The following is a 13,162-nucleotide window of genomic DNA, read 5'->3' on the forward strand; positions in this document are numbered from 1 at the left end:
AATCGACGGGTTTGCCGTGCGGCAAAGCCACGCACTTCCCCTTCGGAGACGATTTCCCCCATGTACCAGCACATCAAGGTGCCCGCCCAGGGCCAGAAGATCACCGTCAACGCCGACACGTCGCTCAACGTGCCCGACGAGCCCATCATCCCCTACATCGAGGGCGACGGCACCGGCTTCGACATCACGCCGGTCATGCTCAAGGTGGTGGACGCCGCGGTGGCCAAGGCCTACGGCGGCAAGAAGAAGATCCACTGGATGGAGATCTACGCCGGCGAGAAGTCGACCCGGATCTACGGTCCCGACGTGTGGCTGCCCGACGAGACCCTGAAGGTCGCGCGCGAGTACGTCGTGTCGATCAAGGGACCGCTCACGACGCCCGTGGGCGGCGGCATCCGCTCGCTCAACGTCGCGCTGCGCCAGGAACTCGACCTCTACGTCTGCCTGCGCCCCATCCAGTACTTTGCCGGCGTTCCCTCGCCGCTGAAGAACCCGGAGAAGACCAACATGGTCATCTTCCGCGAGAACTCCGAGGACATCTACGCCGGCATCGAGTGGGAAGCCAACACCGACAAGGCGAAGAAGATCATCAAGTTCCTGACCGACGAGATGGGCGTGAAGAAGATCCGCTTCCCCGGCACGTCGGCCATCGGCGTGAAGCCGGTGTCGGTCGAGGGCACCGAGCGCCTGGTGCGCAAGGCGGTGCAGTACACGATCGACAACGACAAGCCCAGCCTGACGCTCGTCCACAAGGGCAACATCATGAAGTTCACCGAAGGTGGCTTCCGCGACTGGGGCTACGAGCTGGTCAAGCGCGAGTTCGGCGCGGTCGAGATCGACGGCGGCCCGTGGTGCAAGTTCAAGAACCCCAAGACGGGCAAGGACATCATCGTCAAGGACTCGATCGCCGACGCCTTCCTGCAGCAGATCCTGCTGCGCCCGGCCGAGTACAGCGTGATCGCCACGCTCAACCTCAACGGCGACTATGTGTCCGACGCCCTGGCCGCGCAGGTGGGCGGCATCGGCATCGCCCCCGGCGCGAACCTGAGCGACACGGTCGCGATGTTCGAGGCCACGCACGGCACGGCGCCCAAGTACGCCGGCAAGGACTACGTCAACCCGGGCTCCGAGATCCTCTCGGCCGAGATGATGCTGCGCCACATGGGCTGGACCGAGGCGGCCGACCTGATCATCAGCTCGATGGAGAAGTCCATCCAGTCGAAGAAGGTCACGTACGACTTCGCCCGACTCATGGAGGGCGCCACGCAGGTCAGCTGCTCCGGTTTCGGCCAGGTGATGATCGAGAACATGTAAGGCTGCGGCCTTCCATGAAGAAAGCCGCCCGAGGGCGGCTTTCTTTTCTTTTGCGGTCGAGGGAGCGCGTTCGTTTACTTGAAACCCTGGTCGCTGTGGACGACCGCATGGAACTGGGGCGCACGCACCTTGGGCTGCCGGGGCGGCCGGTCGCGAAAGTGGTGGCGGTGCTGCAGGGGGTCGGGCTCCAGCGTGCGTATCGGCCCGGGCAGCGCCTGGATGTTCTGCGCCAGCTGCCCCTTGGGACCGTCCTGCACGTCGTAGGTGACGCGAGAGCCCTGCCTCAAGGTCTTGAATCCCTCCATGGTGATCGCCGAAAAGTGGGCGAAGACGTCAGCGCCGCCGCCATCGGGTTCGATGAACCCGAAGCCTTTGGCATCGTTGAACCATTTCACTGTACCGGTCGCCATGTGCGGCCCCTTCTCGTTCCCTCAAACCTATTAAGTAGTGTCCCGGATCGATGAAAGTGTGTCAACATTTTCACTTACGAAATTTTCACGCATTTCGCGCGGCGCCTGCGCGCCGGCAGGCCTGCGGAGTGCGGCGGCTTGAATGTGGCGCGAGCGTCACCAATTCAGCATTGCGCCGCAGCCGCTGGCCGCGTCGCTAGAATGAAATTCATGGCCAGCCAGATACCCCAACCGCCGCCGGTGGCGCCAAGGACGCCGTCCGACGACGACGGCGGCTCCGTGGTCGCCGAGAAGAAGCTCCAGAAGACCGAGCCCCCCCAGATGTTCCAGGTCGTCATGTTGAACGACGACTACACGCCCATGGAATTCGTGGTGGTGGTGATCCAGGAATTCTTCAACAAGGACCGCGAAACGGCTACGCAGATCATGCTGAAGATCCACCTGGACGGAAAAGCGGTGTGCGGCGTCTATTCAAGGGACGTGGCGGCCACCAAAGTGCAGCAGGTGCAGGAGGCGGCCCGCCAGGCGGGCCATCCCCTGCAATGTCTGAGCGAGCCGATCGAGTGAAGTCGGCCCGGAAGCAGTAAAGTTGAACGAACGAAGGCAAAAGGAATTTTCATGATTGCCCAGGAACTGGAAGTCAGCCTCCACATGGCGTTCGTCGAGGCGCGCCAGCAGCGCCACGAATTCATCACCGTCGAGCATTTGCTGCTGGCCCTGCTGGACAACCCCAGCGCGGCCGAGGTGCTTCGCGCCTGCTCGGCGAACATCGACGACCTGCGCAAGTCGCTGTCCAACTTCATCAAGGACAACACCCCGCAGGTGGCCGGCACCGACGACGTGGACACGCAGCCCACGCTCGGGTTCCAGCGCGTCATCCAGCGCGCCATCATGCACGTGCAGAGCACGGGCAACGGCAAGAAGGAGGTCACCGGCGCCAACGTGCTGGTCGCCATCTTCGGCGAGAAGGACTCGCACGCCGTCTACTACCTCCACCAGCAGGGCGTGACGCGCCTCGACGTGGTGAACTACATCGCCCACGGCATCAAGAAGAGCGACCCGCCCGAGCCCGCGAAGTCCGGCGAGAACGCCCAGGGCGAGCAGGAAGAGGGCGGCGAGAAGAACGAGAAGGCCTCGCCGCTCGAGCAGTTCACGCAAAACCTCAACCAGTCGGCCAAGGACGGCAAGATCGATCCGCTGATCGGCCGGGAGTACGAGGTCGAGCGCGTGATCCAGATCCTCTGCCGCCGCCGGAAGAACAATCCGCTGCTGGTCGGCGAGGCCGGGGTCGGCAAGACCGCCATCGCCGAGGGCCTCGCCTGGCGCATCGTGCAGAAGGACGTCCCCGAGATCCTCGCGGAGTCCATCGTGTACTCGCTCGACATGGGCGCGCTGCTGGCGGGCACCAAGTACCGCGGCGACTTCGAGCAGCGGCTCAAGGGCGTGCTGCGGGCGCTGAAGGACAAGCCGAACGCGGTGTTGTTCATCGACGAGATCCACACGCTCATCGGCGCGGGCGCGGCCTCGGGCGGCACGCTGGACGCGTCGAACCTGCTCAAGCCGGCGCTCTCGTCGGGCAACCTCAAGTGCATCGGCGCGACGACCTTCACCGAGTACCGCGGCATCTTCGAGAAGGACGCCGCGCTGTCCCGCCGGTTCCAGAAGGTCGACGTGGTCGAGCCGACGGTGGAGCAGACGATCGAGATCCTGAAGGGGCTCAAGAGCCGCTTCGAGGAGCATCACAACGTGAAGTACGCCACCACGGCGCTCCAGGCCGCGGCCGAGCTCTCGGCGAAGTACATCAACGACCGCCATCTGCCCGACAAGGCGATCGACGTGATCGACGAGGCCGGCGCCGCCCAGCGGATCCTGCCGCCGAACAAGCGCAAGAAGACGATCTCGAAGGCCGAGGTCGAGGAGATCGTGGCCAAGATCGCGCGCATTCCGCCCGCGAGCGTGTCCAACGACGACCGCGGCAAGCTGCAGACGCTGGAGCGCGACCTCAAGTCGGTCGTGTTCGGCCAGGACAAGGCGCTCGACGTGCTCGCCGCCGCCGTGAAGATGGCGCGCTCGGGCCTCGGCAAGGCCGACAAGCCGATCGGCAGCTTCCTCTTCTCCGGACCCACGGGCGTCGGCAAGACGGAAGCCGCGAAGCAGCTCGCGTTCATCATGGGCATCGAGCTGATCCGCTTCGACATGTCGGAGTACATGGAGCGCCATGCGGTGTCGCGGCTGATCGGCGCGCCTCCGGGCTACGTCGGCTTCGACCAGGGCGGCCTGCTGACCGAAGCCGTGACGAAGAAGCCGCACTGCGTGCTGCTGCTCGACGAGATCGAGAAGGCGCACCCCGACATCTTCAACGTGCTGCTGCAGGTCATGGACCACGGCACGCTGACGGACAACAACGGGCGCAAGGCCGACTTCCGCAACGTGATCATCATCATGACCACGAACGCGGGCGCGGAGGCGCTCAACAAGACGGTGATGGGCTTCACCAACGTGAAGGAAGCCGGCGACGAGATGAACGACATCAAGCGCCTCTTCACGCCGGAGTTCCGCAACCGCCTCGACGCCATCGTGTCGTTCAAGGCGCTCGACGAGCAGATCATCCTGCGCGTGGTCGACAAGTTCCTACTGCAGCTCGAGACCCAGCTCGCCGAGAAGAAGGTCGAGGTCACGTTCACCGACAACCTGCGCAAGTTCCTGGCGAAGAAGGGTTTCGATCCGCTGATGGGCGCGCGGCCGATGCAGCGCCTGATCCAGGACACGATCCGCAAGGCGCTCGCCGACGAGCTGCTGTTCGGCCGGCTCACCGAGGGCGGACGGCTGACGGTCGATCTCGACGAGAAGGACGAAGTGCTGCTCGACATCCAGCCGCTGCCGAAGAAGGAAGGCAAGCAGAAGCCGGAGCCGGAGGAGATCTCGTCCGAGGGGCCGTGAGGCCCCCGTGTGCCGGGACAACGAAAAAGCCGCCGCGAGGCGGCTTTTTTTCATGCGGCCCAGGCCCCTACCGCTGCGACTGCCGCCAGCCGACCGTCACTTCGAGGATCGCCTTCACCAGCGCGTGGGGCTTCAGCGGCTTCTCGACGTGCGCGTCGAAGCCCGCGGACAGGGCTTTTTCGCGGTCCGTCTCGCGGGCGAAAGCGGTGAGCGCCACGGCCGCCAGCGGCTGGCCGGGCGGCTGCATCGTGCGCAGGCGGCGGATGAGCTCGTAGCCGTCGCGCTGGGGCAGGCCGATGTCGCTCACGAGCACGTGGGGCCAGCGGCTCGCGGCCTCGGCCACGGCCGAATCGAAGTCGTGCGCGGCCGTCACCTTTGCGCCGCGATCGCTCAGCACGACCTCCAGCATCTCGCGCGCGCCCGCATCGTCTTCGACGACCAGCACGTTCAGGCCCTCGAGCGGCAGCGGCACGGCCTCGGCCTCGAGCTCGCCGGGGCCGGTGTCATCGCCATCGGCGTCCGCGCCCGGCTCGCCGCGCGTGCCGGCGCGGAGTCCGACGGGGAGTTCGACGGGGAGTTCGACGGCCATCGTGGTGCCCTGGCCGGCGCCCCCGCTCTGCGCGGCGACGCTGCCGCCATGCAGTTCGGCGAGCTGCTTCACGATCGACAGTCCGAGGCCGAGTCCGCCATGGCGGCGGTTGTCGGGCGCGTCGCTCTGCGTGAACCGGTCGAACAGGTGCGGCAGGAAATCCGCGTCGATGCCCTGGCCGTGATCGCGCACGACCAGGCGCAGCCGCTCCCCGTCGCGCCGCAGCATGACGAGGACCTTGCCCCCGCGCTGCGAGAACTTGATGGCGTTCGTCATCAGGTTCCAGAAGATCTGCTGGAAGCGCGACGGGTCGAGCCAGGCCGCGCCGCCCGCGGATTCGAAGTCCTGCACGACGTCGAGGGCTTTTTCGTCGATGGCGGCCGTGAGGGAACTCAGGGAATTCCTCACCAGCTCGACCGGATCGACCTCCTCGATCTCCAGGCGCATCTTGCCGGAGTTGATGCGCGAGACGTCGAGGATGTCCGAGATGATCCGCGCCTGCGTCTTCACGTTGCGGTCGATCGCCTCGAGTCCCTTCAGCGTCTCGGGCGTGGGCTGCCTGCGCATCAGCACCGCGACCCAGCCCGCGATCGAGTTCAGCGGGTTGCGCAGCTCGTGCGACAGCACCGCGATGAAGTCGTCCTTGGTGCGGCTGTGCCGTTCGGCGGCGGCGCGGGCGGACTGCTCGCGCTCGAGCAGCTCGCGGCGGCGCTCCTCCAGCTCGTGGCGCTCGGACGCATCGACGACGGTCGCGATGCGCGAGCCGCGCTCCATCGCCGCGGACACGTTCCATTCGAGATACAGGCGCCGGCCGTCCGCGGCAAGCAGGGGAAACTCGCCGTGCCAGGGCCGGGCGCCCGCGCTTTCGAATTCGAGCGCTGCGGCCAGCGCATCGGGCGAATCGGCGGCGATGAAGTCGCGCACGGTCCGGCCGAGCACGTCCGCGCGTTCGCGCGCAAGCATGCGCAGCATCGACGGATTCGCGTCCTCGAAGCGGCCCTGCGCGTCGAGCATGCAGATGCCGCCCTGCGCCTGGTCGTAGATCGCACGGAAGCGCTGTTCGCTCTGCCGCTGCTGCTGCTCGGCGAGGCGCGCGCGGATCAGCGCCTGCACGGTGGCGATGAGCACGGCCGGCTCGACGGGGTGGACGAGGTAGGCGTCCGCCCCGGCATTCAGCCCCGCGACGCGGTCCTCGGCACGCACGTGCGTGGCCGACAGGTGCATGACGGGCAGCAGCTCGGTGCGGCCGTCCGCGCGGATGCGGCGGCAGACCTCGAAGCCGTCGACGTCGGGCAGATGCACGTCGAGCACCACGGCGGAGACGCTGGTGTCGGCCTTGTGAATCGCCTCCTGACCGCTCGCCGCTTCGGCGACCCGGAAGCCGCCCGCGCGCAGCACGCGGCTCGTGGAGTAGCGGGTGGCCGGGTTGTCGTCCACCACCAGGACGGTGTGCGCGCCCCGGTCGACGGTCTGGTGGATGACTTCGGTGTCGATCATGTCGCGTCGGCCTTGAGCTCCACGGGGATCGTCACCGAGAAGGTCGAGCCCTTGCCGAGTTCGCTTTCGAGCGCGACCGAGCCGCCGAGCAGGTGGGCGAGGCGCTTGCTGAGCGACAGGCCGAGGCCGGTGCCCGTGAGCCGCTTCTGCAGCGGGCTCGCGACCTGCGTGAAGTCGTTGAAGATCGTCTCGTGGAACTCGGGCGCGATGCCGATGCCCGTGTCGGCGACCGAGAAGCGGATGAGGCCGTCGCCCACCCGCTGCGTGCTCACGCGGACCTCGCCGCGCGGGGTGAACTTGAGCGCGTTCGAAACGAAGTTGCGCAGGATCTGGGAGAGCTTGCGGTCGTCCGTGAAGAGGCGCGGGATGTCCGCGGGAACTTCCTCGAACACCAGCGTGACCTCGGGATTCGTCAGCACCGGCTTGAACATGCCGCGCAGCGCCGAGAACAGGTCGACCATCTCGAACCATTCCACCGAGATTTCCACCCGGCCGGCTTCCACCTTCGCGAGGTCCAGCAGGTCGTCCACCATGTCGGCGAACTCGGCTGCGTTGCGCTGGATGAAGGCGACCTGGCGCTCCTGCTCCTCGGTGAGCGGGCCGTCCACGCGGTCCATCAGCAGCCGCGCGATGCTGCGGATCGCGCCGATGGGCGTGCGGAACTCGTGGCTCATGTACGCCAGGAAGCGGCTCTTGAGCTCGGTCGCCTGGCGCAGATGGTCGGCCTGGGTGTCGAGCTCCGCGTAGAGCGCGAGCACGCCGCGGTTGGTTTCCTCGAGCTCGGCGCGAAGCGCCTCGATCTCCGCCTGCGCCGCCTCGAGCTTCGCCTGCAGTTCGGTGTTCGTGTCGGCGTCGGCCATGGTCAGTCCTTGCGCCGCACGACGACGACCGTCGCGTCGTCGCGACCGCGGCAGTGGTCTCGCAGCAGCAGCGCCGCCGCGAGCGCCGGGTCCTGTCGCAGCACGGGCGCGATCAGCATCGGGTTCCAGCGCGACTCGATGCCGTCGCTGTGCATCGCGACCAGCGCATGCTCGGGCCAGGCCACGGCAGCCTCCTCCGGGCGTCGCAGCTGCACGCCCACGGTGCCGTGCTGGGTGACCAGCGAGCGGTCCGAGGTGCCCGAGACGGCGCGGCCCAGGACGTTGCCGGCCCCGCAGTAGCGCAGCGTGCCGGCGCCCGCATCGGCGCGGACCACGGCCAGCGCAGCGCCCCGCGTGCCGCGCAGCGCATCGTGCGAGCGCTCGACGAGGTCGCCCAGCGCGCCGCGCTCGACATCATCGCGGCGTTGTTCGAAAAGGTCGATGGCCGCGCGCGAGGCCTCCGCGGCCTCGGGGCCGTGGCCCAATCCATCGGCCACCATGACGGTCGCGCGGTCGCCCTCCACCCAGGCGGCCCAGGCGTCGCCGCATTCGGTCTCGCCGGGCGCGCAGAGGGAGATGCCGGCGCAGGGCAGTCCACGGGCCGCGCGCGGCGCGGCGTCGTTGCGCACGCGCGCCACCATCACGGTGCCCTCGGGCACGCGCGTATGGAGGTCGAAATCCTGCGCGAGCCGGCGCACCGCGCCCAGGCCGGTGCCCGGCGTGCCTCCGGTCGAGAAGCCGTCGGCCATCGAGCGGCCGACGTCGGCGATGCCGGGGCCGCGGTCGATGGAGATCACCTCCACCTCGCCGCTTCCGGCGCCCGCGCCGATCAGCAGCTGGCCGCCTCGCGCATGGCGCACGAGGTTCGCGCCCAGCTCGGTGACGACGATCGCGAGGCGCCCCGCCGCGGTCGCGTCGAGGCCCGCCGCGCTCGCGGTCCATGCGGCATGCCGGCGCGCCTCGCCCACGCGCGTCGTGTCCTCCATCGGGAACGCCGCGTGCGTGAACCCGCGCACGAAGGCGTAGGCGGAGGCGGTCATTTCCATCGCGCGATCGTCACGCGGGTTCCTTCGCCCGGCGCGGACTGCAGTTCGAATTCGTTGACGAGGCGCTTGCTGCCCGGCAGGCCCAGCCCCATGCCGCCGCCGGACGTCCAGCCGTCCTTCATCGCCAGCGAATGGTCCGCGATGCCGGGTCCGGTGTCCTCGAAGTGCAGGCGCAGTCCGTTGCGCACGCCCTGCGTGACCAGTTCCCAGCGCATCCGGCCGCCGCCGCCATGCACGAGCGTGTTGCGGGAGAGCTCGCTCGCGGCCGTGATCATCTTGGTCTGGTCGACGAGCGATAACTTGATCTGCTGGCACAGCTGCCGCACGAGCTGGCGGCAGGCGACGATGTCGGCTTCGTTGCGAAGCGGGGTTTCGCCCTGTGTTTCAGCGGCCACGTACGCTCTCCCGGAGGGACGAGCGCAACAGTTCCATGCCGCGCTCCACGTTGAGCGCGGTGCGCACGCCTTCGAGCGAAAGACCGAGCTCGACGAGCGTGATCGCCACCGCGGGCTGCATGCCGACGACCACGGTGCTGGCATCCAGAATGCGGGCGATGCCGGAAATGCTCGCCAGCATGCGGCCGACGAAGGAGTCGACGATCTCGAGCGCCGAGATGTCGATCAGCACGCCGCGGGCGCCGGAGTCGACGATCCTGTTGGCGAGGTCGTCCTGCAGGGCGAGGGCGGTCTGGTCCTGCATGTCGACCTGGATGGTCACGAGCAGGCAGTCGCCCATTCGCAGGATCGGGATTCGCGTCATCGCGCGATCAGCCCGCGGCGCCGGTGCGCGTGAACGCGTACCCGCTGCGCTGCAGCGCGAGCGCCAGCGCATCGGCCAGGCTCGCCTTGGACGCGATGCCCTGCAGGTCGATGCCGAGATGCACGATGGTCTGCGCGATCTGCGGCCGGATGCCGCTGATGATGCAGTCGGCGCCCATGAGGCGGATCGCGCTCACGGTCTTCAGCAGATGCTGGGCGACGAGCGTGTCGACGGTGGGCACGCCGGTGATGTCGATGATCGCGAGCTGCGAGCCGGTATCCACGATGCGCTGCAGCAGCGTCTCCATGACGAGCTGCGTCCGCGCGGAGTCGAGCGTGCCGATCATCGGCACGGCGAGCACGCCTTCCCACAGCTTGATGACGGGGGTGGACAGCTCCAGCAGTTCGTCTTGCTGGCGCTTGATCAGTTCCTCGCGCGTCTGCTGGTAGGTCGACACGGTCCACTGCGCCATCTCGTCGACGAGCACCGAGATCGTCCACAGCGCCGAGACGATCAGCGCGGGGTCCGTCGAATGGCGGCGCTGCAGGGCGTCGAACAGCGGCCGCTTGAAGCCGAGCACGAAGGCGCTGGTGTCGCCGGCCGACTGGCCCAGCGCGGCCCGCGAGCGCGAGAGCGCGGCAAGCGCCTCGCGCAGCGGCGACCAGGCGGCGTTCGTCGCGAACGTCTCCGGCGCCGCGCCGCCCTTGAGTGCGGCGCGCACGGCGGCGAGCAGCTCGCCGGCTTCCGTGTGCATCGCGCGGCGCTGGCCTTCGCCCGCATTGCCCGCGACCTGCTGGATCCAGGCGGGTACGAGTTGCGATTCCTCCTCGGCCAGGAGGGCCGACACCGCATTCGATTCCTTCGACATCCGTTCAACCTCTCGTTGTAATGAAATGCCCATGAAGGGCGCACCTCATTCTAGGTTTCAGGATGAGTTCGTCCTTGTAGGACAAGGACGACGCGCGCAAGGCGTGTCATGTGCGCGACGTCAGCCGGCGAGCTCACTTCGGGCGGGGCGCCCCCAAGTCCGCATCGGGCGGAGCGAGCCGGCCCTCGCGCAGCCGGCGCACCGCTTCCATCACCGCGCGCGCGACGTTGCGGACTTCCTCCTGCACGGCTTCGTCGCGGTCCAGCGTGTCGTGGCTGGTCGCGTAGGGCTCGTAGTAGCCGATGTACCGGTCGAGCCGGGACTTCTGGCCCGCATCCACGAGGCCCATCCAGTCGAGCCAGTCGCAGAGCGCGCGCCGCGTGCCCTCGATGCCCGCGACATCGCCATGCACCATGACGCCGTAGGCGCGTCCTGCGAGGTGCTTGGGAAAGTGCCAGTCCTTGTCGAGCGCCTTGGCTTCCTCGGCCTTCTTGCCGTGCGTGCTCGTCGGGTCGGGGTTGCCGCCGTCGGCGCACACCAGGCGATCGATCATCGATTTCAGGGGACCGGGCGCCTGGTACCAATAGGTCGGCGTGAGCAGGATCACGCCGTGGGCCGCCACCCAGCGCTCGTAGATCTCGTTCATCCAGTCGCCGGTCTGCCGCAGCGCATGGTTGGGATAGCAGCTGCAGGGCCAATGACACAGGGGCATGGCCGTCGACACGCAGCCCTTGCACGGATGGATGTTCAGGTCGTAGTCGGAGGTCACGCGGCTCAGGTCGAGCACGTCGGCCTCCGCGTCCGCGGACTCCACGATCTCGCGCGCGAGTTGCGTGAGCCGGAACGTCTTCGACATCTCGCCGGGGCAGGTGCCGTCGTTGCGCGACGAAGCGCACACCAGCAGCACGCGCGATCGCGTCTCGGGCCGCTCCCATTTCGCTTGCGCGGCGAGCAGGCGGTCGCGCGCCTCGATCCAGTCGACAGACAGGTCGTAGTCGGGATCATGGAAGCCCGGCCCCGCCTTGCGGGTGACGGGCGCCTTGCGGCCCTCGTCATAGGCTTCCCAGGCGATGACCTCGATGCGGTCGAGCGCGGCGCGTTCGCGCTGGAACGCCGGGTCGCGGAACGCCTCGCGGAATTTCTCGCCGAATGCGGCGCGGTCGAGCGGCGTGGGCGCCTGCCCCTTTCGGACGCTGGTCATCCGCGGCCGGTCAGTGGTTGGCGGGCTCGGCGCGAACCTGCTTCGCTACCTCTTCGAGGCCGGGCAAGCTGTCCTCGATCACGCGGTCCACGTCGGGCCGCAGGTCGCCCTCGGGCGTCAGCTGGTCCACCATCTCGGGCAGGATTTCGGCGAAGCCCTGCTTCACCTCGGACTCGGGCACGCCGAGCTGGCGCGACAGGCGCGAGAGCTCTTCGCGGCCGACCACGTTGTCGACGGCCTCCACGTCCACAGGCTGGTTGTCGCCCGTGCCGACCCAGGAGCGCGTCGGCGTGCCGTAGCCCTTGTCCTTGAAGCGCTTGAGCACCGCGCCGAGTCCGCCGTTGCGCTGGACCCACTGCATGGCATAGGGCAGCAGCATCGCGATGAGGGCGCCGCGTCCGCCGGCCAGGCCTCCGACGCGGCCCAGCGCGGTGCCGCCCATGCGACGGCGCAGGATGGCGCCCAGCAGGGGACCGAGAATGAGTTTGTTCATGATTGCGCTCCTGAGTGTCCTCACGACACCCTAAGCGCAACTGCGTGCCTTCGGCGTAGGCGCGGTGCCTGCGCGCGCGGCCGGGTTGTCCGTCAGCTCAGGCGCGGACCGGGTCGGCCGTGCCGGAGGCCTTCGCCTCCAGCAGCTTCACGATCTGCTTCCAGTGCTTCGCCTCCACCGGCGTGATCGACAGGCGGTTGCCCTTGCGTAGCACGACGAGGTCTTCGAGCCCCGGCGTCTCGCGCAGCTCCGCGATGCCCAGGGTGCGCGTCTTCTTCTGCACCTGCACGTCGACCAGCATCCAGCGCGGCGTTTCCTTCGTCGCCTTCGGGTCGTGGTAGTGCGATTTCTTGTCGAACTGGGTGGGGTCGGGGTAGGGCGTCGAAGCGACCTTGCCGATGCCCACGATGCCGGGTTCGGCGCAGCTGGAGTGGTAGAAGAACACGCCATCGCCGACGCGCATCTCGTCGCGCATGTAGTTGCGCGCCTGGTAGTTGCGCACGCCGGTCCACGGCACGGTGGATTTCGGCGCCGCGAGCGCATCGTCGACCGAGACCTCGGAGGGCTCGGATTTCATCAGCCAGTATTTCATCGAAGGGCGTCGGAAGGGGTCGGAGTCGCGAGCGATCCTACCCCCATCCGTTCCCCTCGCAAACGGCTTAGCGACCGTCCTTGTCGGCGTCGCCGGGGATTGCGCGCTCCACGCGGTGCCACGCGTCGCGTGCCGAGGCCTTGGCTTCTTCCCAGTTCATGCGCGACTTGCCCTTGGTGCGCTCCCACTCGCTGCGCAAGGTGGGTTCGTACTTGTCGAAGTCGCCGCCCGCGGCGCCCGCGCGGCCCCAGCCGTCGTAGCCGGCGCGGTAGGCGGGGCCGTAGTCGTCCCAGGTGTAGTCGGACCTGTAGGTCGACGACTTCGTGTAATTGTCACGCCAGTATGTGTCCTCGGCTGTCGGGTTCACCTTCTCGGCCGCACCCTTTCCGGCCAGGCCGCCGGCGACCGCACCGGCGACGCCGCCGATCATCGTGCCCACCGGGCCCGCCACCGAGCCAATTGCCGCGCCTGCGGCCGCGCCGGCGGCGGCGCCGGCGCCCGTGCCGGCCGGGTGCGCGCCGGGCTCGCCGGAGATGGGGTCGCGGTTGTTGGGGTTCTTCGCAGTCATGGGTTCGTTCTCCTGTTGATTGGAT

General features: G+C 68.1%; 14 protein-coding genes. 3 read left to right on the plus strand and 11 right to left on the minus strand.

The window, feature by feature from the left end:
* Positions 1-60 precede the first annotated feature (60 nt).
* A complete protein-coding gene (gene icd / locus AB7E83_RS11235) occupies positions 61-1,314 on the plus strand; it encodes an NADP-dependent isocitrate dehydrogenase (RefSeq protein ID WP_428569188.1) in 1,254 nt (417 codons plus the stop codon).
* A gap of 74 nt (positions 1,315-1,388) precedes the next feature.
* Here the strand turns inward: icd and AB7E83_RS11240 are convergent, their stop codons facing one another.
* Complete coding sequence (locus AB7E83_RS11240) at positions 1,389-1,724, minus strand: cold-shock protein (RefSeq protein ID WP_428569191.1); 336 nt, start codon at positions 1,722-1,724, stop codon at positions 1,389-1,391.
* Between the two features lie 210 nt (positions 1,725-1,934).
* Here AB7E83_RS11240 and clpS point away from each other — a divergent pair, with 210 nt between their 5' ends.
* Positions 1,935-2,291 (plus strand): ATP-dependent Clp protease adapter ClpS, encoded by a 357-nt coding sequence (clpS, locus tag AB7E83_RS11245; RefSeq protein ID WP_428569194.1) that lies wholly within the window; start codon positions 1,935-1,937, stop codon positions 2,289-2,291.
* A gap of 51 nt (positions 2,292-2,342) precedes the next feature.
* Positions 2,343-4,664 (plus strand): ATP-dependent Clp protease ATP-binding subunit ClpA, encoded by a 2,322-nt coding sequence (gene clpA, locus AB7E83_RS11250; RefSeq protein ID WP_428569197.1) that lies wholly within the window; start codon positions 2,343-2,345, stop codon positions 4,662-4,664.
* A 67-nt stretch (positions 4,665-4,731) separates the two neighbouring features.
* Here clpA and AB7E83_RS11255 read toward each other — a convergent pair whose 3' ends face one another.
* The 10 genes from AB7E83_RS11255 to AB7E83_RS11300 form a co-directional block, all read right to left on the minus strand.
* Positions 4,732-6,750 carry a response regulator gene (locus AB7E83_RS11255; protein WP_428569200.1) on the minus strand — a complete coding sequence of 673 codons (2,019 nt, stop codon included), beginning with the start codon at positions 6,748-6,750 and terminating at the stop codon, positions 4,732-4,734.
* Positions 6,747-7,610, minus strand: a complete 864-nt coding sequence (locus tag AB7E83_RS11260; RefSeq protein ID WP_428569203.1) for a sensor histidine kinase — start codon at positions 7,608-7,610, stop codon at positions 6,747-6,749. The genes AB7E83_RS11255 and AB7E83_RS11260 overlap by 4 nt, the downstream gene beginning before the upstream one ends.
* A gap of 2 nt (positions 7,611-7,612) precedes the next feature.
* Positions 7,613-8,656, minus strand: coding sequence for an ATP-binding protein (locus AB7E83_RS11265; RefSeq protein ID WP_428569205.1), 1,044 nt, complete (start codon positions 8,654-8,656; stop codon positions 7,613-7,615).
* Positions 8,647-9,051 (minus strand): anti-sigma regulatory factor, encoded by a 405-nt coding sequence (locus tag AB7E83_RS11270; RefSeq protein WP_428569207.1) that lies wholly within the window; start codon positions 9,049-9,051, stop codon positions 8,647-8,649. The genes AB7E83_RS11265 and AB7E83_RS11270 overlap by 10 nt, the downstream gene beginning before the upstream one ends.
* On the minus strand, positions 9,041-9,415 hold the full coding sequence (locus tag AB7E83_RS11275) for an STAS domain-containing protein (protein ID WP_428569210.1): 375 nt from the start codon (positions 9,413-9,415) through the stop codon (positions 9,041-9,043). The genes AB7E83_RS11270 and AB7E83_RS11275 overlap by 11 nt, the downstream gene beginning before the upstream one ends.
* Positions 9,416-9,422: 7 nt before the next feature.
* Positions 9,423-10,283 (minus strand): STAS domain-containing protein, encoded by an 861-nt coding sequence (locus AB7E83_RS11280; protein ID WP_428569212.1) that lies wholly within the window; start codon positions 10,281-10,283, stop codon positions 9,423-9,425.
* Positions 10,284-10,416: 133 nt separating this feature from the next.
* The gene (locus AB7E83_RS11285; protein WP_428569215.1) at positions 10,417-11,484 is read right to left on the minus strand and encodes a flavodoxin family protein; all 1,068 of its coding nucleotides are present in this window, start codon (positions 11,482-11,484) and stop codon (positions 10,417-10,419) included.
* A 10-nt stretch (positions 11,485-11,494) separates the two neighbouring features.
* Positions 11,495-11,977 carry a YidB family protein gene (locus AB7E83_RS11290; RefSeq protein ID WP_428569218.1) on the minus strand — a complete coding sequence of 161 codons (483 nt, stop codon included), beginning with the start codon at positions 11,975-11,977 and terminating at the stop codon, positions 11,495-11,497.
* Between the two features lie 97 nt (positions 11,978-12,074).
* Complete coding sequence (locus AB7E83_RS11295; protein ID WP_428569221.1) at positions 12,075-12,554, minus strand: EVE domain-containing protein; 480 nt, start codon at positions 12,552-12,554, stop codon at positions 12,075-12,077.
* An 82-nt stretch (positions 12,555-12,636) separates the two neighbouring features.
* Entirely contained in the window at positions 12,637-13,137 is a 501-nt protein-coding gene (locus AB7E83_RS11300) for a hypothetical protein (RefSeq protein WP_428569224.1), read from the minus strand.
* Between the last annotated feature and the right edge of the window lie 25 nt (positions 13,138-13,162).

It is taken from the genome of Ramlibacter sp. (genome assembly GCF_050250995.1).
Classification (GTDB): domain Bacteria; phylum Pseudomonadota; class Gammaproteobacteria; order Burkholderiales; family Burkholderiaceae_C; genus Ramlibacter.

Coding starts and splice junctions, on each gene's coding strand:
- icd (WP_428569188.1), top strand. CDS start 61: ATGTACCAGCACATCAAGGTGCCCGCCCAGGGCCAGAAGATCACCGTC.
- AB7E83_RS11240 (WP_428569191.1), bottom strand. CDS start 1,724: ATGGCGACCGGTACAGTGAAATGGTTCAACGATGCCAAAGGCTTCGGG.
- clpS (WP_428569194.1), top strand. CDS start 1,935: ATGGCCAGCCAGATACCCCAACCGCCGCCGGTGGCGCCAAGGACGCCG.
- clpA (WP_428569197.1), top strand. CDS start 2,343: ATGATTGCCCAGGAACTGGAAGTCAGCCTCCACATGGCGTTCGTCGAG.
- AB7E83_RS11255 (WP_428569200.1), bottom strand. CDS start 6,750: ATGATCGACACCGAAGTCATCCACCAGACCGTCGACCGGGGCGCGCAC.
- AB7E83_RS11260 (WP_428569203.1), bottom strand. CDS start 7,610: ATGGCCGACGCCGACACGAACACCGAACTGCAGGCGAAGCTCGAGGCG.
- AB7E83_RS11265 (WP_428569205.1), bottom strand. CDS start 8,656: ATGGAAATGACCGCCTCCGCCTACGCCTTCGTGCGCGGGTTCACGCAC.
- AB7E83_RS11275 (WP_428569210.1), bottom strand. CDS start 9,415: ATGACGCGAATCCCGATCCTGCGAATGGGCGACTGCCTGCTCGTGACC.
- AB7E83_RS11280 (WP_428569212.1), bottom strand. CDS start 10,283: ATGTCGAAGGAATCGAATGCGGTGTCGGCCCTCCTGGCCGAGGAGGAA.
- AB7E83_RS11285 (WP_428569215.1), bottom strand. CDS start 11,484: ATGACCAGCGTCCGAAAGGGGCAGGCGCCCACGCCGCTCGACCGCGCC.
- AB7E83_RS11290 (WP_428569218.1), bottom strand. CDS start 11,977: ATGAACAAACTCATTCTCGGTCCCCTGCTGGGCGCCATCCTGCGCCGT.
- AB7E83_RS11295 (WP_428569221.1), bottom strand. CDS start 12,554: ATGAAATCCGAGCCCTCCGAGGTCTCGGTCGACGATGCGCTCGCGGCG.
- AB7E83_RS11300 (WP_428569224.1), bottom strand. CDS start 13,137: ATGACTGCGAAGAACCCCAACAACCGCGACCCCATCTCCGGCGAGCCC.